Genomic DNA, 26,101 nt, shown 5'->3' on the forward strand with positions numbered 1-26,101 from the left:
AAAGGATGTGTCACAATTTGTCGTGTGACAATGTTAAGACTCCTGCCCACTAATTGAACAGGAGTCTTAGATGTATTTTAAAAGAATAATGATAATAAGAAGTAAATAACAGCAGCCATTACTGCAGAAATTGGCATTGTAATAATCCAAGTAGTGACTATTTTACGAGCCATTCCCCAGTTTACACCACGTACACGTTGTGCAGAACCTACACCCATAATTGAAGAAGAAATAACGTGTGTTGTTGATACTGGCAGATGGATTAAAGTCGCACCGAAAATTACAGAGGCAGAAGCTAAGTCTGCAGCTACTCCGTTTACAGGGCGGATTTTCATAATTTTACCGCCGACTGTTTTAATAATTTTATAACCGCCTATAGAGGTACCAAGACCCATTGCAGTTGCTGCGGCAGCACGTATCCAAAAAGGAATTTCATCTCCTGTATGCAAGCCCCCAGCGATTAACGCCATGGTCATAATCCCCATTGCTTTTTGGGCGTCGTTTGTACCGTGCGTAAATGATTGAATAGCTGCTGTGAAAATTTGCATTGTACGGAATCCTTTATTTGTACGATATAAATTTAAATTTTTAAATAATAATTTAAATAGTGTCATCATCAGAAAACCGGCACAGATAGCAAGGAGCGGTGAAATCACTAACGCCATAATGATTTTAGTAAAGCCGCCATAGTTTAAAACACTGAAACCAGCAGATGCCACAGCAGCTCCTGCAATGGAACCGATCAATGTGTGTGATGAACTAGAAGGAATCCCGAAATACCATGTTAGTAAATTCCAAATAATTGCCGAAATTAATGCGGCTAAAATAACAATTGAGCCTGTTGTGTCTCCTTGAAAGGCATTTAAAGAGAATGGATCTACAATGTCTTTTGTAAGGGCCTTTGCCACACCAACAAAAGTAATAGCTCCGATAAAATTCATCGTCGCTGCCATTAATATGGCTGCTCGTGGTGGCAATGCTCTAGTGGAAACCGAAGTTGCGATAGCATTTGCTGTATCATGGAAGCCATTGATAAAGTCAAATGTTAGGGCAAAGATGACGACCAGTACGGTTAGTATAATGATTGTGTTCATTGTAAGTGCCCATCTCCTAATTACGCGTTACGCATGATAATTGTTTCCATTGTGTTGGCAACATTTTGGCAATAATCTGCGATATCTTCTAATTGTTCGTATATATCTTTAAATTTAATAATTCGAATTGGATCTTTTTCATTTAAAAATAATTGCTTAATGGATGAACGTTGTACCTCATCACACTCACGCTCGTAATCTTTAATTAGAATTGCGTGTGGACGCATACCAATCAGATTCTTTTTCTTTAACTCTTCTGTTGCTTTAACAATTTCATCAGCACTTTTTGAGATGTAGCCTAAGAAGATGCGCATTGATTCATCGACTTCTGTTAGGGAGAACATTTCAAAATGAGCGATACAATGCTCCGTACCATCTAATACATCATCCATACGAATCGCAAATTCTAAGATGTCTTCACGCTCGATAGGTGTCATAAATGATTTATTTAGCATTACGATTAGATCGTGAATGAGCTTATCGCCAGCCGTTTCGTAATTTTTCATAGTAATGCTAATCTCTTTCAGGTCAGCTACACTGTTGATACGAAAATCATTTGCGTAATGTACGGCCTCTCTCATATTTTCAGCAATTTTATGCAAGGCAATAAAGAAAGGGTCTTGTTTTTTTGAGTTAAGCATGCAAATCGAATCCTCCTGGATATAAATAAATTAATCGATCTCTAAACTTTACTATCATAACAAAATCTTTAATTTATCTACATAAAATTCATACATTCTACATAAAACTTTACATTCTTGTAATATACAAATTGTTCACAAAATATCATGTGGAAGCTTGAAATAGTATTAAAAGAGCTTTAAATAGGGGATTTGCAAAGAGTGAAATAGCCAAAAAGTTCTCAGTCATTCAATATAAATTGTAAAGATAATGTAAAGAATTACTTTTTATTAAGTGTGCCCTTTTTCTTAAGAATATCTTCATTTTTATCCTTTAACTTTTTTAAGAATTCTTTTCTACAATAGAGAAAGAATGAGAAAGGGGCGTTAAAGGAAAATGATTCAAGTCGAGAACTTACAACATACATTTTTAATAGGGAAAAAAGGGAAGGAAAAACAAATTCCCGTATTGAAAGGAGTTAACTTTGAGGTAAAGCAAGGAGAGATTGTTGCGATTGTCGGCAAAAGTGGCTCTGGAAAATCAACTTTATTACAAGTTTTAGCAGGTTTCATGAAATCTGAGCAAGGATCCATCAAAATCAATGGAAAAGAAACGGCTCATCTTACAGAAACAGAAAGTGCAGCTTTTCGTTTGGAACAATTCGGCTTTATTTTCCAAAACTTTCAACTCATGCCTGGTTTATCAGCATCTGAAAATATTGAGCTTCCATTAAAATTACAGGGTGTTGGGAAAGCTGTGCGAAAAGAAAAGGTCAAAAAAATAATGGACAAGGTTGGCCTATCAGAGGTATCAGACCATTATCCAAATGAATTGTCTGGTGGACAGCAACAGCGTGTTAGTATTGCTAGAGCCTTGATAACTAATCCACCTATACTGTTGGCAGATGAACCCACAGGGAGTCTTGATTCAGAAACTGAACAAGATATTTTGCTACTTATTCAAAGCTTAAATCGTGAGCTTGGTTTAACATTTGTCATCATTACTCACGATGAAGAAGTAGCAACCATTGCGCATCGACGTTTCCGTATGTATGATGGGGAACTTGTTAAGGAGGAAGCATAATATGTTATTTAAAGATCAACTCGATTTTGTTACACAACATATCAAGAAAAATAAGCTACGTGTCTTTATGACAGTGTTAGCAGCAACAATGGGCTGTGCATTTTTAATTGTCCTTGCATCTGTTGGATTTGGTCTACAGGATTCATTACGCAATGAAATACTATCAAATGAAAAAGTAACGAAAATTCAAGTGTTCGGTAATGAGCAGTTTACGGACGAACAAATACAGGAAATAAAAGGAATTGAGCACGTAGAAACCGTACTTGAAACAATTACAGTGAATGCATCTGCACATTCATTTTTTGATGGAAGGGATACAAGCTCTAATCTCTATGTTGCGAATATGCAGGATTTTGAGCAAGTAAATGGCAAGCTTGCAGAAGGGAAGTATCCATCTAAGCCAAATGAAATCATAGTCGGCTATCATTTTGCTCAAACCTTATTAAATGATGCTGAGCGCAAAATTATTGAAGAAAAAAATAAAAAGGCCGATGCAGAAGGCACATATTACGATGGTAAAAAAGAAGGGTATAAGGAATCTTTAATTGGCAAAGAAATCGAACTGTCATTAGCTCCTAACATTAGTGCAGCTAAAGAGACAGAGAAAATGAACTATACAATTGTGGGTGTGATGAAGGAACCTACCTATGATTGGATGATTAATAACGTTGTTTATATGGATATAAAACAAAAGCCAGCTTTAACCTCTAATTTTGCTTCAGCAACGGATGTTAAAGAGGATGAAATGTTTTATTCAGAATTTAATATTTTCGCTGATACGTTAGAAAATGTGAAGCCTATATTAGATAAGCTTAAAGATAAAGGTTATAGCGTGTATTCCATTACTGAACAATTAGATCAAATGAATGTATTTTTCCTTGTGCTAAAAATAGGTCTTATATTTGTTGGCACAATTGCTGTGTTAATTGCATCAATCGGTATTTTCAATACAATGACAATGGCAGTAACAGAGCGTACTCGTGAAATTGGTGTGTTAAAGGCTATTGGCGCAAGTCCTAAGCTTATTCAACGATTATTTTTAATGGAAAGTACGTTCATTGGTATCCTCGGTACTGTTATCGCAGTAATAATATCATATGCTATTAGCTTCGTAGCTAATGCCGCATTACCATTAATTTTACAGGCTGCAACAGGTGAAGAAGGTTTTAGAAATAACGATATTACATTTTCCTTGATCCCTTGGCAGCTTGTTGTTATTGCAGCAGCTATCAGTATTGGAGTGGCTATGATTTCAGGCTATCGTCCAGCCCGTAAAGCTACTAAAATCGATGTAATCCAAGCGTTACGACAAGAACTATAATAGAGAAGGCGATCCAAATGTTTTGGGCCGCCTTTTTCCCTTACAAATACAAAAAACTTACAGATATGTTTCTAACTCCTTTGCTAAGAATGGCTGGGCATTTAGCGAGGTTAAAAAATTATCGTAACGGGTACGCTGCTCAGAGCTCGGTTTTTTACCTGTGTGATAAGCACGGATAAGAATGTTTTTTGGTGTATTTTCCATGTCGATAAACTCCAGCAATTGTGCCTCATAGCCAACAAGAGATAAAATTTCAGCTCGAATAGCATCGGTAGCAAGTGCGGCAAATCGTTCACGTACAAGCCCGTGCTGAAGCATGATGTCAAGTGCTGGTGTATTTAATTGGCGATTTAACTCATGCTGACAGCAAGGAACGCTTAAGATAACCCTTGCTCCCCATTTCACAGCACGTGCTAATGCCATATCTGTAGCAACATCACATGCGTGTAATGTCACTACCATATCTACATTTGACTCACTATTATAATCGTTAATATCCCCTACTAAAAACTCAAGCTGCTCGTAACCTAAATCAGTTGCGATTTTGGAGCATTCTTCAATTACTTCTTTTTTTAAATCTAAGCCTGTAACACGAATATCTAAACCCTTTTCAACTTTTAAATAATGGTAAAGCGCAAAGGTTAGATAGGACTTTCCTGAGCCAAAATCTAAGATACGAACCTGACGATCCTTTGGTAAATAAGCAAGGGCATCATCAATAAATTCAATGAAGCGATTAATTTGTTTAAATTTATCATATTTTTGTTTTTTAACTTTTCCTTCTTCTGTTTGCACACCAAGACGAATTAAAAATGGATATGGTTGATCCTCTTTAAGAAGATAGTTTTTTTGGCGATTATGCGCTAAATTAATTTGCTTGGGGGCGACTGCTTTATCGGATTTCCATAGTACTTTATTCTTTTTGGATAGTTGGATTTGTACTTTTTCGTCTATAAAATCAATATGCGCTTGACGGTAATCATCAAAAAATAATGCAAGCCTTTCTGGAAAATCTTCTAGAAGGACATTTTCATGTTTTAAAATTCGTTCAAATTGGTATTCAATTTGTATATGATAAACATCCTTAAGCAAAATAGGCTTTAGCTTGATGCGCTTAACTTCATTTGATTTCATTCGTGGTTGACTAATGGTCGCGGTAACAAGTTGCTGTTGTAAAATTCTCTCTGTCAGTTGAGTTTTCATTTCTTCAAATATCATACTTTTTCGCCTTCTTTATTCTGTAATAGATGGCACTAGTTTAACACAGTTTATATAGAGCGATGATACTTTAATGATTATACAAAATATAGGTATAAAAGTATATTTATGGTATATTTAAGCGGAATAGTTGAAAAAGCGACAAGGAGGAGAAAATATGTCAGCTAACATGTATCAATTACTGGCGATTGTTATTTACATGGTCGCGATGCTAGGAATTGGCTGGTATGCATTTGTTAAAACATCTAATTTAACAGATTATATGCTTGGTGGTCGATCACTTGGCCCGGCTGTAACAGCCCTTAGTGCGGGAGCGGCGGATATGTCTGGCTGGCTCTTAATGGGTTTGCCAGGAGCCATATATTTATCAGGCTTGGTGGAAGCTTGGATTGCGGTTGGGTTAACCATAGGAGCCTATTTGAACTGGTTAGTTGTTGCACCACGACTGCGTGTTTATACACAGGTAACGAATGACTCCATCACCATTCCAAGCTATTTGGATAATCGTTTACGTGACAATACAAAGTTGATAAGAATTGCATCTGGTATTATTATTTTAATCTTTTTTACATTTTATGTATCATCGGGAATGGTAGCAGGAGGCAAATTTTTTGATAGTTCATTCGGCTATGACTATCATACGGGGTTATTAATTGTGTCAGCAGTTGTTGTGGCGTATACACTATTCGGTGGTTTTTTAGCGGTTAGTTATACCGATTTTTTACAAGGACTTATAATGTTTTTTGCACTTGTAACTGTACCATTATTTGGTTTGTTTTTAACGGGTGGTATAGGGGATACGATAGCCTCTATTAAGGCAGTTAATCCTGAGCACTTAAATATATTGCCAGCTACTGCAACAGCAGCAGGAATTATATCTTCCATCGCATGGGGATTAGGCTATTTTGGACAGCCACATATTATTGTTCGTTTTATGGCAATCAGCTCAGTGAAGGAGACGAAGCAGGCTCGACGTATTGGTATTGGCTGGATGATGCTTAGTCTATTTGGTGCAATTGGGACAGCATTGGTTGGTGTAGCCTATTTTGAACAAAATGCAAGTGAGTTAAAGGATGCTGAAACGGTATTTATTGTGCTTGGTCAAATTTTATTCCATCCCTTTATTGCAGGGATTATGCTAGCAGCCATATTAGCTGCGGTAATGAGTACAATTTCATCGCAATTAATTGTTACTTCTTCAGCACTTGTAGAAGATATTTATAAAGCATTATTTAATAAAACAGCAGACGATAAGCATTATGTATTCGTTGGGCGTATCGCTGTATTAGTTGTAGCCATTATAGCAGCCATTTTAGCCTGGAATCCAGACAGATCTATATTAGACTTAGTTGGCTTCGCATGGGCCGGCTTTGGTGCCGCATTTGGTCCAATCATACTATTGTCATTATATTGGAGAAAGCTCACAAATATAGGGGCACTCAGTGGGATGATAACAGGAGCTGTAACAGCCTTTATTTGGGGTAAGATTAAAGTTTTAGCTGATGCACTGTATGAGATTGTACCAGGCTTCGTTGTTTGTTTAATCGTTGCTGTAATTGTCAGTATTGTGACATATAGACCGAATAAAGAAATAGAAGAAGAATTTGAACGTACGGAAAAATTGTTAAAGGAAGAGAAATAAATAAAATGCGCCTTTTACAGGAGGGCGCATTTTCATGTTGTTGGAACACTATTATGTCAATGACATCAAGGTGACAAATAAAAAAAGTATAGCCCTTTTTCGAAACGAGGGGCTGATCTCCGTTCCGACTGAGTGCTTTCCTGCGAGTGTCAGATGAGCCGCTTCACTCACGTTGAGACAGACGAGACCCTGCACGGAGCGTCAGCGCAGGAAGCGGCTCGTCACTCGCGAGTAGACTGGAACGGAAATCACCTTCATTTGACTTAGTAGTGTTCACAAAGAGTCCCTTAACCATTTAGTTTTTCAACACTATGAAAAATCAACTTTTAAACGGCACGATTTAGGGCATTATATGGTAAGATGAAGAAAATTTGTCGTAAGAAACACCAAGTATTGGTGGGAGGATTGTGGATGAATAGAATCAAGGATGTCGATATATTGTTAGAAAAGGCCATATTAGTTGGCGTCAATTTACGAAATGATGAGCATTTTGATTATTCGGTGGAGGAGCTAAAAAATTTAGCAGAAGCTTTAAATGTGGAGGTAGTAGGGGTTGTTACTCAAAATTTAGAGCGTATTACGCCATCTCATTATGTGGGTACAGGCAAAATTCAAGAAATAAAAAACTTTTATGATGAAGCAAAGGCCAATCTAATCATTTTCAATGATGAATTGTCTCCTTCACAAATTCGTAATTTAGAGCGTGATTTGGAGACAAAGGTCATAGATCGGACGATGTTGATTTTAGATATTTTTGGACGTCGAGCTAAAACACGAGAATCACAGCTACAAGTAGAGTTAGCGCAGTTACAATATATGCTGCCTCGATTAGTTGGCTTGCACGCCTCTTTGAGCCGTCAAGGAGGAGGCACAGGTGGCGGCTTTAAAAACCGTGGAGCTGGGGAAACAAAGCTAGAGCTGGACCGTCGAAAAATCGAGGATCAAATTGCCAAAATTAAGAAAGAGCTAGAGCAAGTAAAGGAACAACGAGAAACACAGCGTAAACAACGACGCAAAAATGCCGTCCCTGTCGTTTCTATTGTTGGCTATACGAATGCTGGTAAGTCCACTATTATGAATCAACTGCTTGCTAAAATCGGGCAGGAAGATCATAAACAAGTGTTTGAAAAGGATATGCTATTTGCCACACTCGAAACATCTGTCCGCCAAATAGAACTACCTGATAAAAAGAGTTTTTTATTAACGGATACAGTTGGATTTGTTAGTAAATTACCACATCATTTAGTAAAGGCATTCCGTTCTACGCTAGAGGAAGCTCGTGATGCGGATTTGTTACTGCATGTTGTAGATGTGTCAAATGCTGAGCATGGTTTTATGATGGATGTAACGAATGAAACACTTAAAGCAGTAGGTGTTGAAGGAATACCAACTATTTATGTTTACAATAAAGCTGATTTGGCAAACGTTCCATACCCTGTTGTAAGTGGAGATAATATTTGGATCTCTGCAAAGCAGGGAGTAGGTTTGGAAGAATTACTACAATTGATACGTCAACATATATTTGCTAACTATGTGACGTGTAAAATGCTCATACCCTATGAACAAGGAACTATTGTGTCCTATTTAAATGAGCATGCTTCTGTTTATGACACAGAATATGAAGAAAATGGCACACTGCTCACTCTCGAAGTCAAGGAAGCTGATTATACGAAATATGAGGGATATGTAATTTCCTGATTTAAAAGCATGCTAGATGAATTTCTAGCATGCTTTTTTTTCATGGCGCGTTTGAAAGCCTTTGTGGATAATCCTAGCGTATATGTTAATACTATAAATAATCTGACTATAAAGTATTTTAGAATAATTTAATGTTCATTAGTGATTACATTGTGGTGAAAGAGTGAGAAAACTTAGATATATCAAAGGATTTGATATTATTATATAAAATTAAGTCATAATTTATAGAAAAATGATAAAATTTCAACATTTTTTATAACTCTTGATAAAGTTTTTAAAACACTTTAGTATGTTGAAACAAAGTTTTTTATCCATGAGAATGGGTAATAATATTTTTATTGAATAATGAAATTGGGAGAGGGTAATTGTTATGTCTACTAAAGATGAAATTGTAAAATCCGTCCCTCAAAATGGCTTTGTTGGACATCCTAAAGGGCTCTTTACATTATTTTTTACAGAATTTTGGGAACGATTCTCCTACTATGGTATGCGAGCGATTCTGATTTTCTTTATGTATTATGAATTGAATCAAGGCGGACTTGGTTTAGATCGTGGAACAGCAAACTCTATTATGGCGATTTATGGGTCACTCGTGTATATGTCAGGAATCATTGGAGGCTGGATTGCCGATCGATTGTTAGGTACACGTAAAACGATCTTTTATGGTGGCGTGTTAATCATGATCGGTCATTTACTGCTAGCTTTACCTGGTGGTATAGGCATGTTATTTACTTCAATGGCCTTTATTGTTATGGGGACAGGTTTATTAAAGCCAAACGTTTCAAGTATCGTTGGTGATATTTATGCTGAAACAGATAGCCGTCGTGATGCAGGGTTTTCAATTTTCTATATGGGTATTAATATGGGGGCATTCATTGCACCATTTATTGTCGGAACAATTGGACAAAAATTTAGTTTCCACCTGGGCTTCGGATTTGCAGGGTTAGGTATGCTAATTGGTTTAATTGTTTACAAATTAACAGAGAAAAAATATTTAGGATTAGCAGGCTTACAAGTCAATAATCCTTTAAAGCCAGAAGAGCGTAAAAAAGTCTTTACACAATTCGGTATAGCTACATTAGTTATTATCATTTTAGGTGCAATCGGTATTAAAACGGGCGTACTGACAATGAATGTATTCAGTTTAATCATTACAGCTTTAGGGATTATTATTCCAACGCTGTTCTTTATCTTTATGTATCGTAGTAAAAAAACTACACAGGATGAGAAATCTCGTCTACTTGCCTATATTCCGCTGTTTTTATCTGCTGTTATGTTTTGGGCAATTCAGGAACAAGGTGCTACTATTTTAGCAACGTATGCAGATTCACGTACACAGTTGAATATTGGTGGTTTTCACATTCAATCTTCATGGTTCCAGTCATTAAACCCATTATTCGTTATTACAATGGCTCCGTTATTTGCAATGCTATGGCTTAAATGGGGAGATAAACAACCAACTACACCTCGAAAATTTGCCTATTCGTTATTCTTTGCAGGACTATCATTCCTAGTAATGATGATTCCGGCATATTTATCAGGTGGAGAAGCATTAGTAAGTCCATGGTGGTTAGTCTTATCATTCTTTTTAGTCGTTGTCGGAGAGCTTTTGTTATCGCCAGTAGGGTTGTCAGCTACGACAAAATTAGCACCAAAGGCTTTTGCTGCACAAACGATGTCTCTATGGTTTTTAACTAGTGCTGCAGCGCAAGCAATTAATGCGCAACTTGTTAGAGTATATGAAGTTGTAAGCGAATTCACATATTTCGGCTTCTTAGGTTCTTTATCAATTTTTATCGGGATTATTTTATTAGTACTTTCGCCAATCATTTCAAAAGCTATGCGAGGTATTAACTAAATTAAAGGATGTAAGTACAGTTTATCGATGGCTGTACTTACATCTTTTTTTTTGATTTTAAAAACGATGGATAGAATTAATGAAATGATTGATAGGGGAGCTGAAGTGAAGGATAGAATTAACAAAGTGGGGGATAGAAGATATAAAATGCTTGATAGGAAGAGCTGTCGCAACAATTAGAGCTTTAGCTGTCGTTTTATTTGCTAAATATGGGTATAAGCTTCTATGAAAAGATTTTATTTTAGTTATAATAATCTTACTAGTATGAAAATTAAAGGAGCTGGTTGCTATGAAGGAAGCATTGGATCGTTTGAGGCCAAGATTAATGGAGATTTTCACGTATTTACATGCAAACCCAGAAGTAAGCTGGCATGAGGTTGAAACTACCAATTATATTTTTGATTTATTAACAAATGAAGGATTTTCACCTATACGCTTTAAAAACAGTACAGGGCTTTATGTTGACGTAGGAAAAGGCAGTCCTAAGGTTGGCTTGCGTACAGACATAGATGCATTATGGCAGGAGGTAGATGGTGTATTTCGAGCAAATCACTCCTGTGGGCATGATGGACATATGACGATGGCTATTGGTGCTTTATTGCTTTTGAAAGAGCAGGCCCAGTCATTTAAGGGTACTATTCGTGTAATATTTCAGCCCGCTGAAGAAAAAGGGACAGGCGCCTTATCTGTTCTAAAGGAGGGAGTTATTGATGATTTAGACTTTTTATTCGGTGTCCATGTAAGACCAGTGCATGAACTTGAAGATGGTACATATTGTGCTGCATTGTATCATGGTGCTTCACGATTAATGGAGGGAGAAATTATTGGTGAAGATGCACATGCAGCAAGACCACATCTTGGTGTAAATGCCATTGAGGTAGGAGCAACAATTATTGAAGATTTGAGAACGATTCATACAGATCCAATGGTTCCTGTATCCATCAAGATGACTAAATTCCATGCAGGGGGGGATTCTGGCAATATTATTCCGGGAAATGCGTCCTTCACGATCGATATTCGTGCACAGCAAAATGATGTTATGGATGCACTTGCACAAGGTGTAAAGCGAGTGATTGATTCCTCTAAAATCTTGCATAAAGTACAAATTGAATTAAGAACGGTTGCGAATATAGTCGCGGCTGAGGTAGACACTACTGCTCAATACATTATGGAACAGGCGATCGTCAAAGCGACCGGATTGTCGAATTTAAGAAAACCAGTTCGTACACCGGGGGGAGAGGATTTTCATCACTATGCAGTGCAACGACCCCATATAAAAACAAGTATGTTAGGTTTAGGCTGTGGATTAACACCAGGGCTACACCATCCAAAGATGAGATTTAAACAGGCGAGACTTGTAACGGGAGTTGAAATCCTGACAAGAGCTGTATTGTTAGCTTTGGAGTCGGGGAATACAAAGGAGGCATCAGCATAATGTTAGAAAGAGTGCGAATTCAAAAAATAATGACACCTACTGAGGTTGCAGAAGTGCAGAGTTTAAATGCGGAGATTTGGGGAACTCAGGCTATCCCCTCGCATCAATTATTGGCAGTTGTACAAAATGGTGGACTAGTACTAGGAGCTTATTTAGAGGAAAAGCTTATTGGCTTTAACTATTGTTTTGTAGGTTATCGAGAAGGGTTAATGTATTTGCACTCACACATGATTGGAGTGGAAAAAACATATCGTGAACAAGGTGTAGGAGAATTATTAAAGCACGCACAACAGGAATATGCCAAGGATCATGGGTTTAAGCTAGTGCATTGGCTATTTGAACCATTGGAAGCACGCATGGCTAATTTGTCGTTTTTGAAGCTGAATGCTTTTAGTTATCAGTATGAAAATGATTATTATGGTGCGCTCCAAGATGATTTTAACGAGGGGCTGCCATCAGATCGAATTGTTGTAGAATGGTGGATTGAACGTGATCGAGTAGAGGATAGTTTGGATGAGCTGGAAGAGGGGGCTGAAGAAATTGTACCGTGGTCTTTGACGGTAGATGGCTTACCTGTGCTAGATATCGATGGTAAATTCCAGCGAGAACAATCCTTTTTAAAAGATGCCTATTTATTACCTATCCCTCAATATTTACAAAAGATGAAAGTGGAAAGTCCTAAGCTTGCAGAGGACTGGCGTTATAAAGTTCGAACAATCTTAACAACATTATTTGAACAAGATTATGCCATTGTAAGAATGAAAAAAAACAAGGAATATGTGCATAGTTATCTATTAGTAAGACGCTCCTTATTAGCTTTATAATAAGGTTAAGGAGTGAATAATTGTGAAACTAGAAGAAATTATCGTTAGACATATAAAAATGCCGATGAAAGCACCTTTTACAACGAGCTTTGGCACCATTGACGAAAAAGAATTACTACTGATAGAAGCAAAAGATCAATTAGGCACGATAGGATGGGGAGAAGCAGTTGCCTTTGTAGCACCTTGGTATACGGAGGAAACATTAAAAACAACATGGCATATGCTGGATGACTTTTTGATACCTATTTTGTTACATAAGGAGATTGAGCACCCAGATGAGGTAAGAACTTTATTTTCCTCGATCCGACGTAATTGCATGGCAAAGGCATCAATTGAAGGTGCTGTATGGGATATTTATGCACAGCAAACAAATCAATCGTTGGCTAGAGCCTTAGGTGGCGAGAAGGAACGAATAGAGGTAGGCGTTAGTGTGGGCATTCAGCCTTCAAAGGAAATATTACTGAATGTCATACAAAACCATCTTGAGAAGGGTTATAAACGAGTGAAAGTGAAAATTAAGCCGGGTCATGACGTTGAAGTGGTACGTGCTATTCGTTCTGAGATGCCTGATTTAGCCTTGATGGTAGATGCTAATTCAGCTTATACATTAAACGATTTAGATGTATTGAAGCAACTTGATGCATATAATCTGTTAATGATTGAGCAGCCGTTAGCTGTAGATGATATTGTGGATCATGCAAAGCTGCAAGGTAAGTTAACAACACCTATTTGCTTAGACGAAAGCATTACTTGCTATGAGGATGCACGAAAAGCAATAGAGCTTGGTAGTTGTGGTGTTATAAATATCAAAATCGGACGGGTTGGCGGATTAACCGAAGCCAAGAGAATCCATGATTTATGTAAAGACAATAATATTCCAGTTTGGTGTGGCGGTATGCTAGAAGCAGGAATCGGACGAGCCCATAATATTGCATTAACATCGCTCAGCAATTTCATATTGCCTGGAGATACTGCAGGCTCTAGTCATTATTGGTATGAGGATATCATTTGTCCTGAAGTATTTGTGGAAGATGGCTATATAAATGTGCCGCAGACTATAGGAATAGGATATATACCTAATATGAAAGTAATTGAGAAGCTAACACTTAGCAAGAAGATTTACAAAAAATAATGTGGGGCGATTGAATTTTCAAAATCCCATAGTCTTTTTGATGGTATGCATCTCTTGAATTAGTGACTTTAACATCATAAACGAGGAGAGGACTGTTTGAAGAAAAGCTTGCAAATCGGTGGTGCCTATGTCGGGATTATCGTTGGTGCAGGATTTGCATCAGGGCAGGAGATTGTACTATATTTTACGAGCTATGGCTTTAAAGGAATTTACGGTGCATTTATTGCTACTTTTGGGTTTGCTTTAGTAGGCATGTGCATTGCTCAGATTAGCTCAAGATACCGTACAACATCACATAAGGATTTGATTTATCAAATATCTGGACAATCTATGGGTTTTGTGATGGATTATTTACTGTCGCTCTTCTTATTTGGTGTAGCGGTTATCATGTTTGCCGGAGCAGGTGCCACATTACAGCAAATGTTTGGGCTGCCTGTTTGGCTGGGAAGCATTTGCATGATTGTTCTGACGATAGCAACAGTCATGATGAATGTGAAAAGCATCATCAATATCATTGCAATTGCTACACCTTATCTGCTCATCATTGTATCCGTAATAGCAGTCTATTCATTAGCCACTATGGATTTTACCTTTGTAGAACAAGCTGTTATCGCTCAGCAGGTACAAATAAGTACTAAAAGCTGGTGGATGACAGCTTTACTCTATATGTCTTTTAATATCGGTGTTTGTTTTTCACTGTTAACAGTTATGTGTGGTGCTATTCGTAATGAAAAGGTTGCGGGTATGGGAGGTATTATTGGAGGGATTTTACTAGGAGCTTTAATATTGCTAATTAATCTTTCTCTGCTTGCCAAAATGAATGTCATAGTAGGAATTGACATACCGATGCTAGCATTGGCAAATGAAATTCACCCATTCGTTGGTCTTCTAATGTCCTTCTCTCTATTAGGAATGATTTATAATACTGCAGTAGGAATGTTCTATTCCTTCATGGTACGTTTTTTTAAACCTAACATGCCAAGTTTTAAGGTAGCAAGCATCATTATTGGCATCTTGGGCTTTTTTGCAAGCCTTGCTGGATTTACGACACTTGTGGCAAAGCTATATGCTGTAATGGGATATGTTGGTTTTATATTAGTGATTTTTATTATTTTTGCATGGCTCAGAAGAAATCAACGTATAGCTTAATTAAAAAGGTGATTGAGGGAAGATAAGTATTTTATTCTCAATTACCTTTTTACTTTGTATAAGAAATTTGAAGAATAATTGAAAGTTTCTAATTTGTGAAATAGTAGAAGGCGTTGCTATTTTGTTATTTATGCTCGCTTTTAAAGGATTCTCATAAAAACGAGAACAATTCTCATTTATAGGTTGACTGAGAATGAAAACACACTTATAATGAGAATCGTGAGTAATGATAATCATTTTCACTAGAGAATGGATTACGAGCTAAAATGAATCTACCGGGGATTACAATGAAAATAAGATATCTTTTAACAGCAACTGTAGTGTTGTCAATTGTGTCACTGTTTATCGGGGTAGTGAATATTAAACCGAGTGATCTATTAGACTTCCAATCAGAAGAAACTAGACTATTTTTAATTAGTCGTGTACCAAGACTTGTAGCCATTTTACTGGCAGGTGCAGGTATGAGTATTGCTGGTTTAATTATGCAAAGCTTAAGTAGGAATAAGTTTGTGTCACCCACAACAGCAGGTACTTTAGATGCCACAAAGCTGGGTGTGCTGATTTCGATGATGTTTTTTACGAATGTCACGTACTTTCAAAAAATTTCCTTCGCTTTCATATTTGCTTTAGCCGGCACACTACTATTTATGCAAATATTAAATCGAATAAAATTTAAAGATGCAATCTTTATACCGCTTATTGGCTTGATGTTTGGGAATATCCTTTCGTCTATTACGACATTCTTTGCGTATAAGGCAGATATTATCCAAAACATTTCTGCATGGTTACAAGGAGATTTCTCATTAATGATGAAAGGTCGTTATGAACTTTTATACATAAGTGTACCCGTGCTGATTTTAGCTTACATTTATGCAAACCGTTTCACAGTGGCTGGTATGGGTGAGGACTTTGCTAAAAACCTTGGTCTCTCCTACAAGTTCGTAGTGAATTTTGGTTTAGTGCTAGTAGCCCTTATTTCAACAACTGTGGTGCTTACCGTTGGTGTGATTCCTTTCCTTGGTTTAATCATTCCAAATATCATTTCGCTGTTCAAGGGGGATAATCTTGCTAAAACATTACCACATACAGCTTTGCTAGGGATGTCGTTCTTATTATTATGCGACATTTTAGGGCGTGTGCTAATTTTCCCTTATGAAATTCCAATTAGTATGACAGTTGGTGTCATCGGAAGTGCGATCTTCCTAATTATGTTGTTTAGGGGGAAAGCATATGCGTAACCATACAAAGATGTTGATTTTAATTGGTCTTGCAGTAGCCTCTATCTTACTGTATGTATTTTATGAACTAAATGGAAACTATCATTATGCGTTCCCTCGCCGCCTTATTAAGGTTGTAGCGATGTCATTAACAGGAATAGCTATTGCATATTCTACAGTAGTTTTTCAAACCATTACACATAACCGTATTTTAACGCCAAGTGTAATGGGACTCGATGCGTTATATATGATGGTTCAAACAATCATCTACTATTTCTTTGGTTCAATGTCAATATTTGTGATTAGCGCTCAATACAATTTTTTACTTGCTGTTTCAGCAATGGTTGTCTTTGCGTTAATTTTCTATCGTGTATTGTTCAAAGAGGGAAAGCGTCCAATTTACTTTTTGCTGCTTGTTGGTATGATAGTAGGAACGTTTTTAGGCAGCGTTACAACGTTCTTCCAAGTATTAATTGATCCGAATGAATTTTTAAGCTTACAAAGTAAAATGTTTGCAAGCTTCAATAATGTGAATTCGGATTTAGTGTGGCTTGCAGCTATTGCAATTGTCCTTGCCTTTATCTATGGCTGGCGTCATGTGAGCCAATTAGACGTGATGTCCCTTGGTCGTGATACAGCTATTAACTTGGGAGTGCCATACGATAAGCTTGTACAGCGTATGCTTATACTGTCCTCGGTATTAATTGCAGTATCTACTGCTCTTGTTGGACCCATTACATTCTTTGGTTTAATCGTAGCGAATTTATCGTATCAATTTTTCAAAACGTACAAGCACTCTGTGTTAATAGCGGGTTCTTGTGTGATGAGTATTGTTGCTTTAGTCGGTGGTCAGTGGATGGTCGAACGTATTTTCAACTTTGATACAACACTTAGCGTTATTATAAACTTTGTAGGTGGCGTGTACTTCATCTACTTATTATTGAAGGAAAGTAGGTCAGCAGGATGATCCAAGTAAAGGAACTCTCCAAGTTTTTTGGTAAAAAACCGGTCATTCAAGATGTCAGTGTCGACGTTGCACCAGGGAAGATTACATCATTTATTGGACCGAATGGTGCAGGTAAATCAACATTACTTTCAATGGTAAGCCGTTTACTAAATGCAGATACTGGAGAAGTATTACTCGATAAATCAGATGTACGTCGTTGGAAATCAGATGACTTTGCGAAACGTGTTTCTATTTTGAAGCAATCAAACTATATGAATGTACGTCTAACCATTCGTGAGCTTGTATCATTTGGTCGTTTCCCTTATTCAAAAGGAAATTTAAAGCCAGAGGATGAGCAAAAGGTAGATGAAGCTATTCAATATATGAATTTAGATGATATGCAGCACAATTATTTAGATGAATTATCAGGTGGTCAACGTCAGCGTGCATTTATTGCTATGGTTATTGCTCAGGATACAGACTATATATTACTTGACGAACCACTTAACAATTTAGATATGAAGCACTCTGTGCAAATCATGAAAATTTTACGAAAGCTAGTGGATGAGCTAGGTAAAACGGTTGTTATTGTATTGCATGATATTAACTTTGCATCTGTATATTCCGATCATATCGTAGCTTTAAAAAATGGACGTGTTGTGAAAGACGGACCAACAAACGACATCATCAACTCAGACGCTTTGAAGGAAATCTATGATATGGATATCCCTGTTCAAGAGCAGAATGGCTGTCGTATATGCGTGTATTTTAACTCTTAGTAGTAATAGATGGTTCAACCATCATTAAACTATAAATTATAATTTTAAAGGAGCAATTTTACAATGAAGAATTGGAAATTACTTACTGTATTAATGGCGATGATGCTATTAGTATTAGCTGCTTGTAGTTCTAAGGAAGAAGCTAAAGAAGAAGATAAAGGTACGACAACTGATAAACCAGCGGAAGAACAAAAAGGAGAAGCTTCAGCTTACCCAATCACAATTCCAGGTAGCACAAGTGGAGAAAGTACATTTGAAGAAGTAACACTTAAAGAACAACCAAAAAACGTTGTAGTATTTGACTACGGTTTCCTTGATACTTTAGATGCTTTAGGAGTAGAAGTTGCAGGTCTTCCTCAACAATCAGTTCCTGGCTATCTAAGCAAATATACTGATACAACTTACGTAAACGTTGGTTCTTTAAAAGAGCCTGATTTCGAAGCGATTTCTTCAATGGCTCCTGATATTATTTTCATTTCTGGTCGTCAAGCTTCAGCTTATGAGGAACTTTCTAAAATCGCACCTACAGTATTTGTTGGTGTAGATAACGCTAATTTTGTAGAATCATTCAAAACGAATACTGAATTAGCTGGTAAAATTTTTGGTAAAGAAAAAGAAGCTGCTGATGCATTTGCTGCATACCAAGCTAAAGTAGAAGAAGTAAAAGCAAAAACTGCTGCATCAGAAGAGAAAGCTTTAATCGTTTTAGGTTCTGAAGGCTCATTATCTGCATATGGTGTTGGCTCACGCTTTGGTGTGATTCATGATGTATTTGGTGTAAAAGCTGCTGATGAAAACATTAAAGTTGATACTCATGGTGACAATGTAAGCTTTGAATATATTCGTGATACAAACCCAGATATTTTATTTGTAGTTGACCGTGACGCCGCAGTTAACCCAGAAGGTGAGTCAGGTACAAAAGCTGCAATTGAAAACGAAATCGTTAGTGCTACTAACGCTGCGAAAAACAGCAAAATCTTCTATCTTGATCCACAAGTATGGTATTTATCAGGTGGCGGATTAACTTCTGAAACACAAAAAGTAGAAGATGTTTTAAAGGCGTTTAATTAATATGTTTGTACAAATTAAACGTATCGTAGTGACGGAAGGGAATTCGGATAAGGTTGTGGAACGTTTTGGCGTTAAACCAGACGGGCCATCATTGCTTGAGCGACAACCTGGCTTTGTTGATAAGCAAGTCCTTGTTAAAAAAGTGCGCCGTGGTGATGAGGAAGTGCTAATCATGGTTCGTTGGGAATCAGAGGAAGCATGGAAAAATTGGGAGAAGAGTCCCGAGCATATTGCAGGTCACAAGGCAAGTGCAGGAAAGCCGAAGCCTGAATACGTTATTGAAAGCGGGCAAGAAGTTTACTATGTAAAAGGTTAATATTTAAAGGTGTCTTCAAAGTAATTTGAGGCACCTTTTTTGATGTAAAAGAGGGGAAGAAAGGGAAGGCAACAAGATTCCTTCCCATAGACTGATAAGAGATCGAGGAATTTGCGGATTTTTGATGAATCGTACAATCTAGCATTTAGAAATAAATTAATGTTTTATTGATGCTCTATTCCATGTATTAAAGGCCTTAGTAATATTAAAAGAAATACCACTATCATTAATGGAAACGCCAGCTAAATTGGCAGTAGAGTGATAGTTAGTCCAATTCGTTTCCTTCACTGTTGATAAATCCCCTGAAGAGGAGATGTCGATTGCTACATCAGTATTACTATGATAGATGGAGGAGCCAATTAAATTCTCCGCCTTGCCAATAATTGAAGTATTGGAGTCGTCACTAGTCATAGATGCACCTCTTGCATTAATAATGGTGCAATATGCAGTTGTATATAGAATTGGTGCATTAATATTCAGCCCAGAAGTAAATGGAATGACTAAAGGTGAAACGGAGGAGCCTTCTTCAAAAACTCTTATAATTCCGTAGGGTTCGATAAACATGTCCAACCTCTGTTGAAAAGTATCTTCAAATCCAGGTATCTCACTAATGAAATTTGATAATGTAGTATTATTTTTATATTCTGCCAAGGTTTCCAGGTAAGCTTGTTGCTCGGCTTTAATGATAATCTGTTCAATACTGTGTTGTTCATGTGAAGGTTTTTTGATGATAATTTCTTCTTCTGAGACAGAAATTGCGCAAGAAAAAGTAGCCGTAAGGATTAAAACATTTTCATTTACTCCATTTTTCATTTCAATCACTCCCAGTTTCGGAGAATCTTCAATAGACTTAAATTCTTCCTTTATTTAAATATTGATTACTTAAAATTACATACCATATGCCCAAATGTTTAATCGTAGCTTAATTTAAGCGTAACATCAGTAAGGACGCCATTTCAATGGTGAGTTTACGCCAAAAAATGGCGGTCAATCATACAACACCGCCACTTTTTTACTAATTCTTAACAAAAAAATGGCGTGGTCTCTACGAATACCGCCATTTTTTGGCGGTATTTACATCAAAATAGAGTGGAAAATATTTCATAAAAATTGAACTGTGTAGTATTATTTCCCATTTAAATGTATAATATTTAGTAATATAATTAAAGGGGGAAGGGACTATTGAAGGGGTTGGATGAACATATTAATGAATCATTGGACATTCTTTTGGAAAATGAGACTTTGATGGGCTATGATTTAAAATCGATGCTAAAAAGCTTTAAAGAAGAAAAAAGAACGGAAGGCTATTCATTTGGCAGACTCTGTGTTTTGCATTATGAGGCATTTACAGATTGTTTCGATGAGGACATATATAAAGTAGCCGCAGCTATTGAGCTTCTAATTTTGTCCTTTGATATTATAGATGACTTGCAAGATAAGGATTCAGATAATAGTTGGAGTAAAACACCTGAGTTATCATTAAATGTTGCATTAGCTATGTTAGTTATGACTTCTAAAATAATACGTGAAACCTCTTTTGAACACAAAAATAAGGCTAATCAAATCCTTGAAGAGCACGCATTAGGGAGTATTAATGGACAACAGCTTGACTTGCTCAATAGTTGTAGAGATGAGCAGTCATATATACAAATGATTGAACAAAAATCAGGCTCATTAACAGCACTGAGCTGCTTAATAGGGGAAGTGCTAGCGAAAGGCGAAATCACTTCTCAGGTGAAGGAATATAGTAAATACATAGGCATAATTCAACAAATCAAAAATGATATTCAAGGTTTAAAAACTTGGGGTCCAAAAAATGATCTGCTAAATAAAAGATACTCACTGCCTATTATTTATCTTTTATCACAAAAAAATGATGTTTCAAAATCTGTAAAAAACTATTATAATGATGATATAGTTGCAGTTTTGGATAATAATGCTACAGAAAACGAGTTGACAAATGGCGGTGCAATACGTTATGCCATTACCATTAAAAATGTCTATAAGTTTAAAGCATTGAGTTATCTTGAAAATGTAGCTATAAACGAAGTAGGTAAAGAATACCTAAAAAAACTAATGAAATGAGGAGAGATTATTATGATGAACGTAATTCAGTATCTAGAACAAAACCCATCCCTAGTTACACTATTGAAGGAACAGAAAGCCTCATTGATTGGAATTTCAGCTGTGGAACAAAAAGCAATACTTGATTCATTTGAAGAAGACTTATGCGTACAAAGTGGCCTTTGGAATTAAGTTTAATAAAACGTAAATGGTTTCTGCTTGCTGTAAGTGCTTACATAGGGCTAGGTTTTTACCTGCTCTATGTTACTTATAGCAAGCCTTATTTGGGTATAGATTTAAAAGAGGATAGTGGAAGTTGGGTTGTTACTAATTCGTACTATAAACAATGGGGGAATGGGCAGAATATCTCGGTAGGAGATATTGTTTTAACTGTGGATGGCATTCCAACCGAAGATGTACCAAATGTTAAGCATGATTTTATAATTAGAGCAGCAAGCTTATTAACCATTAAGAAAACTGATGGGCAAATTATAGAAATACCAATAAGTAATAAAGATATTCCTGATCAAGTATATTATGTCCTAGTAATACCAGCCTGTTTTTATTTCTTAACTTTAATAATTGTAATTTATTTAGTTAAAAAACAGAAGAATACATTTCTTTTAAGCTTACTTACATTATTTATGCTAACTGTTTCAATGGCTTATGTTAGCATAGGGTCTTCTGGTAGTTTAAATAAGCTTGGAATCGTCATTAACCGTGGAAGCATGTTACTATGCCTAGTGTTATTACTACACTTTTTAAGAAATTATTATACATTTTTAAAAACCAACTGGTTGCTTTCTAACAATATTAAATTACTTTATTTACTACCCGTGATAGCCATGGTTTTGGGTTGTATAGGCATTGTATATCCATCTACTCATAATTTACTTTCTAATGTTGTATTAGCTGTTTTCTTCATTTTTCTTATTACCATACTTAGTATATTATTGCTAAGCTATTTCAAATATAAATCGCCTCAGTTGAAGATGTTGCTGAGTAGTATAATGATTCCTTTTCTACCATTCCTATTTTTCTATGCATTCCCTAACATCCTATTTCACAAATACATTCTTTCAGCTGAAATTAGTGCTCTATTTTTATTATTAATTCCTTTTAGTTTTATCTTTACACAGCTAGCTGAACGATTATTTGATATTGAATACCATATTACAAGACTCCGTTATTATGTGATTTTTTCATTATTGTTTACTGTGTGGTCTACAGCTGGCTTATACTGGATTGCTGGTAAATACTTAACGATGTCTGTTATATCAGGTGTCTCATTCTTTACCTTTGTATCTTTAGTTGTACTTTTTTACATAAAAGAAAAGGTTGATTATCGAAAACGAAAAATCCTATTTTCAACAAAAGGAGATTACATACATCAGCTATATACTGCAGTAGATCGAATTGGTAAAACTATTAAAATAGATGAATTGTTAAAGAAATTTGCACAAGAGATTTCGCTGCATCTTGAGCTAGAGCATGTATTTGTACTAACTTATGATTATGACATACATCAATTTACTTCAACAGTTGAGGGAGGACTTCCGTTTGATCCTATAGTCATAGAGGATTTAAAATTGGGAGAGATAAGAAAAATTGATAAAGTCTATATAGCCTTTCTCCATCAGGATGCTCATTGTAAAAGAGCCTTAGTATTGGGACATAACAATTCGATTCATTTAAAGGAAGAAGAGCTTTTATGGCTTGAATTGCTACTGCTCTATGTAAATAATTTTATTGAAAATACAAAGATGGTGGAAGAACTGATAGAGGAATTAAAGCATATGAAGCAGGCAGACAATAGTCATTTACCTTGGTTAAACAAACTACTATGGCTACGCTTTGAAGAAGAAAAATATCAATTAGCGCAGGAATTACATGATACCAATTTGCAAGAGCAGCTGCATATTGCTCGAGAGGTTGACGTCCTTGTCAATGCAAAGGATATGACAGAAGATATTCAGCAAAAGCTTGCAAAGATTCATAAGCAAATGGTTGGTTCCTTACATGATTTGAGAACCTATTGTGAAAATTTGAAGCCTCCATTACTTGATACATTAGGATTAAATGCGGCATTAGAGAAGCTGATTCGAAAAGTAACAGAGAGAGCTAATTTTATGTTACTTTATACGATAGATCGCCTTTACCTAGAGGATGAACGCATGAATTTAATGATCTATCGACTCTTCCAAGAAATACTCAATAACGCTTTAAAACATTCCTATGCGAGAACGGTTGAAATCCACCTTCAAGAGACAAACGATGGATTTGAAATTTTTTACAAAGATGATGGTGTAGGATGCAATGTTGATGATATTATTATTGCAGAGTCAATGGGAATTCGGGGTATGCAAGAGCGTGTAAAAGCCTTTAATGGGCATTTTTATATTGATTCGCAAATTGAAGAAGGGATGTTGATTAGAATTACAGTAAAAGAAGGAAGTGACACACTTGATTACGATGCTCATAGTGGATGATCACCCTATTGTGTTAGAGGGAACAAAAAATTTATTTCAAGAAAATGAAGACATTATCGTTGATACAGAATGCGACGCAACAAATGTTATCCAGAGAATTAGAAATAATCCCCATGATATTTATTTAATAGATATTAATATGCCATTAGAAAATGGTATAAACTTAGCTCGTAACATTAAAGCTATTCAGTCAAAAGCTTCAATTATTCTTTATACTGGTGATGATATTACGGATTATTATCCACTTATCTTAGAACGGAAAATAGAAGGAATTTTGGCGAAAACAGCATCCAAGGAACAAATATTACGAACTATACGAGCTATTGCAAATGGAGAAATCGTCTTACCTCAAAATTTCTTAGACTTTCTTGATAATAGATTTAAATTGCAAGATGCTAAACTTGATATTCATTTAAATGAAAAAGAAAAGAAAATTTTACGATTAATTGCCGAAGGACATACGAATAAGGCAATAGCAATTGAGTTAAATATCCCTCAGCGAACAACAGAAAGATATTTAACACAGTTGTTTTCTTTGCTAAATGTTGACTCGCGTACGGAGGCTGTAAATCTTGCTGAAAGAATGAATTTACTTTAGTTCAACTATATGTTATACTAAAATGGTACTGGTATATATTTCAATAAAAAGGGAGACATTAGGTAGTTTTAAACTCCCATATATTAACTTAGGTAATATTTCCTTATAAACAATGCTAAGTGCCTATGTTTTTCTATTGACACCGCCAAAAAATGGCGGTGTTTTTTATATATACGCCAAATCACGCCGAATATTTGAGTAAAGACCGCCATGAAATTGGCGTAAACCTAACGTTGAAATGGCGGTATAAGTACTGGTACGCTTAAGTTAATCGTGGTTAAGTAAATTTTGCTGCAGTAAGTAATGATAGATGAGAAAATTTAGTGAAAATAGGTAACCTTGCTATCTATAAATAAAGTAGAAATTGTAGATTTTTTAAAGTTACTAGCTAGTCAACGTACTTCACCATAAAACTTTATATAAAGGTAGGCGTGTATTTTGAAAGTAGAACTTGAAAATTTATTTTCTATAGATGAATCTAATCAAGATCAAGTCATTAAAGTTTATAATCGCTATGGAATTTTTATCGGTGCGCCTGAAATTAGAAAAAGAAATTTAAAGGCATCATTTAATCCTATTTTTACGTTAAATGAGGAAGTGACATATGAACAGGTGGCTGCATTATATAAATCTTTGGAGCGCGAATTAGGGATTGTTTCTATCGGAGAACGCTTTTACTTTGATTTTTCAGATAGTGAATATGAACAAGCACCATTGTTTACGTTAAATTCAACAGGCAATTCTCCTGATATGTTTTTAGATGATAAGGGAACTTTATTTTCTATAAGTACTCATTGCCAGCATTGTGGGCTAATGGAAAAAGAGCAGCTTTCACCAATTGTTATTGATACAACAGAAATGAAAGATCGCCATCTTGTACATGTGAGCGGATATTGGATAGCTTCACAGGAATTAGTAGCATTAATTAAGCAAGAGAACATTCAAGGCTATGAGATTCTTGAGGTAATTCATCAAGGACCAGAGAAGGGTAAGCAAAAGGCATTTCAAATTATTCCGACACAAGTATTGCCTGAATGTAGTAATGAAAGAGTGAAGTTATATTTTGCAACAGAGCAACCTCCATGTCGATGTGGGTTAAGTGGAGTTATTAATGGTCCAGATATATACAAGAATGAAGATTTGAAGGATCTGACTGGTGATATATTCTACTCGGCAGAATGGAGTCATGATGGTAGATATTTGTACCGAAAAACTTTGTTTAGTAGAAAGTTCAGAGAAATTATTATTAAAAACAATATTTCTCGTGAGGTAAGGGGCGAGAAGGATAAAAACTTTGGACCTAGAGATTGGTTATTTGACCCTGTACTATTAAAATAAGCTCTCTGACAATGATATAAAGGTGAGGAAGTGTTTATTTTGTTTAGAAAAATAATACCTATCATTGCAATCTTGTTTATCGCTGCATTAGCTATTTCTAATTATCTCAATAAAACTGATATAATAACATTTGTTATGGTTCAAGAAACGAAAGCAATTGTTCATTGATTTAGACAAATGGATATTCACCTCTTGCTAATTAAAATAT

Annotated in this window: 23 protein-coding genes; 19 read left to right on the plus strand and 4 right to left on the minus strand. The window is 36.0% G+C overall.

Annotated features, from left to right (window positions below; genetic code table 11):
* Nucleotides 1–77: 77 nt before the first annotated feature.
* Together ACQKIM_RS00985 and ACQKIM_RS00990 are read right to left on the minus strand one after the other, a co-directional pair.
* On the minus strand, nt 78–1,094 hold the full coding sequence (locus ACQKIM_RS00985) for an inorganic phosphate transporter (protein WP_427537706.1): 1,017 nt from the start codon (nt 1,092–1,094) through the stop codon (nt 78–80).
* A 20-nt stretch (nt 1,095–1,114) separates the two neighbouring features.
* On the minus strand, nt 1,115–1,735 hold the full coding sequence (locus ACQKIM_RS00990; protein WP_283869854.1) for a DUF47 domain-containing protein: 621 nt from the start codon (nt 1,733–1,735) through the stop codon (nt 1,115–1,117).
* Between the two features lie 376 nt (nt 1,736–2,111).
* Between ACQKIM_RS00990 and ACQKIM_RS00995 the strand changes: the two genes are divergently transcribed.
* Both ACQKIM_RS00995 and ACQKIM_RS01000 read left to right on the plus strand, forming a co-directional pair.
* Nucleotides 2,112–2,798, plus strand: a complete 687-nt coding sequence (locus ACQKIM_RS00995) for an ABC transporter ATP-binding protein (RefSeq protein WP_427537710.1) — start codon at nt 2,112–2,114, stop codon at nt 2,796–2,798.
* A 1-nt stretch (nt 2,799) separates the two neighbouring features.
* Nucleotides 2,800–4,119: an ABC transporter permease gene (locus ACQKIM_RS01000; protein ID WP_427537712.1), complete on the plus strand. Its 1,320-nt coding sequence runs from the start codon at nt 2,800–2,802 to the stop codon at nt 4,117–4,119.
* Between the two features lie 57 nt (nt 4,120–4,176).
* Here ACQKIM_RS01000 and ACQKIM_RS01005 read toward each other — a convergent pair whose 3' ends face one another.
* On the minus strand, nt 4,177–5,337 hold the full coding sequence (locus ACQKIM_RS01005; RefSeq protein WP_427537715.1) for a class I SAM-dependent methyltransferase: 1,161 nt from the start codon (nt 5,335–5,337) through the stop codon (nt 4,177–4,179).
* 157 nt (nt 5,338–5,494) lie between these two features.
* On the opposite strand from ACQKIM_RS01005, the gene putP reads away from it, so the two are divergent.
* The 12 genes from putP to ACQKIM_RS01065 all read left to right on the plus strand — a co-directional run bounded on the left by putP (nt 5,495) and on the right by ACQKIM_RS01065 (nt 19,404).
* Nucleotides 5,495–6,979, plus strand: a complete 1,485-nt coding sequence (gene putP, locus ACQKIM_RS01010) for a sodium/proline symporter PutP (RefSeq protein WP_427537718.1) — start codon at nt 5,495–5,497, stop codon at nt 6,977–6,979.
* 411 nt (nt 6,980–7,390) lie between these two features.
* Nucleotides 7,391–8,677, plus strand: coding sequence for a GTPase HflX (gene hflX / locus ACQKIM_RS01015; protein ID WP_427537721.1), 1,287 nt, complete (start codon nt 7,391–7,393; stop codon nt 8,675–8,677).
* Between the two features lie 370 nt (nt 8,678–9,047).
* Nucleotides 9,048–10,535 (plus strand): peptide MFS transporter, encoded by a 1,488-nt coding sequence (locus ACQKIM_RS01020; RefSeq protein WP_427537724.1) that lies wholly within the window; start codon nt 9,048–9,050, stop codon nt 10,533–10,535.
* 289 nt (nt 10,536–10,824) lie between these two features.
* Nucleotides 10,825–11,970 carry a M20 peptidase aminoacylase family protein gene (locus tag ACQKIM_RS01025; protein WP_427537727.1) on the plus strand — a complete coding sequence of 382 codons (1,146 nt, stop codon included), beginning with the start codon at nt 10,825–10,827 and terminating at the stop codon, nt 11,968–11,970.
* A complete protein-coding gene (locus tag ACQKIM_RS01030; RefSeq protein WP_427537730.1) occupies nt 11,970–12,794 on the plus strand; it encodes a GNAT family N-acetyltransferase in 825 nt (274 codons plus the stop codon). The genes ACQKIM_RS01025 and ACQKIM_RS01030 overlap by 1 nt, the downstream gene beginning before the upstream one ends.
* Nucleotides 12,795–12,816: 22 nt before the next feature.
* Nucleotides 12,817–13,926, plus strand: a complete 1,110-nt coding sequence (gene menC / locus ACQKIM_RS01035) for an o-succinylbenzoate synthase (RefSeq protein ID WP_427537732.1) — start codon at nt 12,817–12,819, stop codon at nt 13,924–13,926.
* 96 nt (nt 13,927–14,022) lie between these two features.
* The gene (locus ACQKIM_RS01040) at nt 14,023–15,075 is read left to right on the plus strand and encodes a YkvI family membrane protein (protein ID WP_427537735.1); all 1,053 of its coding nucleotides are present in this window, start codon (nt 14,023–14,025) and stop codon (nt 15,073–15,075) included.
* Between the two features lie 287 nt (nt 15,076–15,362).
* On the plus strand, nt 15,363–16,313 hold the full coding sequence (locus tag ACQKIM_RS01045) for an ABC transporter permease (protein WP_427537738.1): 951 nt from the start codon (nt 15,363–15,365) through the stop codon (nt 16,311–16,313).
* A complete protein-coding gene (locus ACQKIM_RS01050; protein ID WP_427537741.1) occupies nt 16,306–17,259 on the plus strand; it encodes an iron chelate uptake ABC transporter family permease subunit in 954 nt (317 codons plus the stop codon). Before ACQKIM_RS01045 ends, ACQKIM_RS01050 begins: the two co-directional genes overlap by 8 nt.
* Nucleotides 17,256–18,017, plus strand: a complete 762-nt coding sequence (locus ACQKIM_RS01055; RefSeq protein ID WP_427537744.1) for an ABC transporter ATP-binding protein — start codon at nt 17,256–17,258, stop codon at nt 18,015–18,017. The genes ACQKIM_RS01050 and ACQKIM_RS01055 overlap by 4 nt, the downstream gene beginning before the upstream one ends.
* Nucleotides 18,018–18,080: 63 nt before the next feature.
* Entirely contained in the window at nt 18,081–19,088 is a 1,008-nt protein-coding gene (locus ACQKIM_RS01060) for a siderophore ABC transporter substrate-binding protein (RefSeq protein WP_427537747.1), read from the plus strand.
* Between the two features lies 1 nt (nt 19,089).
* A complete protein-coding gene (locus ACQKIM_RS01065) occupies nt 19,090–19,404 on the plus strand; it encodes an antibiotic biosynthesis monooxygenase family protein (RefSeq protein ID WP_427537750.1) in 315 nt (104 codons plus the stop codon).
* A 156-nt stretch (nt 19,405–19,560) separates the two neighbouring features.
* Here the strand turns inward: ACQKIM_RS01065 and ACQKIM_RS01070 are convergent, their stop codons facing one another.
* Entirely contained in the window at nt 19,561–20,217 is a 657-nt protein-coding gene (locus ACQKIM_RS01070) for a hypothetical protein (protein WP_427537753.1), read from the minus strand.
* A gap of 369 nt (nt 20,218–20,586) precedes the next feature.
* Here ACQKIM_RS01070 and ACQKIM_RS01075 point away from each other — a divergent pair, with 369 nt between their 5' ends.
* The 5 genes from ACQKIM_RS01075 (at nt 20,587) to ACQKIM_RS01095 (ending at nt 25,893) form a co-directional block, all read left to right on the plus strand.
* Nucleotides 20,587–21,489: a polyprenyl synthetase family protein gene (locus ACQKIM_RS01075; protein ID WP_427537756.1), complete on the plus strand. Its 903-nt coding sequence runs from the start codon at nt 20,587–20,589 to the stop codon at nt 21,487–21,489.
* Between the two features lie 12 nt (nt 21,490–21,501).
* A complete protein-coding gene (comX, locus tag ACQKIM_RS01080; protein WP_427537759.1) occupies nt 21,502–21,660 on the plus strand; it encodes a competence pheromone ComX in 159 nt (52 codons plus the stop codon).
* Nucleotides 21,633–23,957 carry an ATP-binding protein gene (locus ACQKIM_RS01085; protein ID WP_427537762.1) on the plus strand — a complete coding sequence of 775 codons (2,325 nt, stop codon included), beginning with the start codon at nt 21,633–21,635 and terminating at the stop codon, nt 23,955–23,957. The genes comX and ACQKIM_RS01085 overlap by 28 nt, the downstream gene beginning before the upstream one ends.
* Nucleotides 23,941–24,555, plus strand: coding sequence for a response regulator (locus ACQKIM_RS01090; protein ID WP_427537825.1), 615 nt, complete (start codon nt 23,941–23,943; stop codon nt 24,553–24,555). The genes ACQKIM_RS01085 and ACQKIM_RS01090 overlap by 17 nt, the downstream gene beginning before the upstream one ends.
* A gap of 438 nt (nt 24,556–24,993) precedes the next feature.
* Nucleotides 24,994–25,893, plus strand: a complete 900-nt coding sequence (locus ACQKIM_RS01095; RefSeq protein ID WP_427537765.1) for a hypothetical protein — start codon at nt 24,994–24,996, stop codon at nt 25,891–25,893.
* Nucleotides 25,894–26,101 lie beyond the last annotated feature (208 nt).

Origin of the sequence: Lysinibacillus sp. NPDC047702 (assembly GCF_050272555.1) — a bacterium.
Classification (GTDB): Bacteria; Bacillota; Bacilli; order Bacillales_A; family Planococcaceae; genus Lysinibacillus.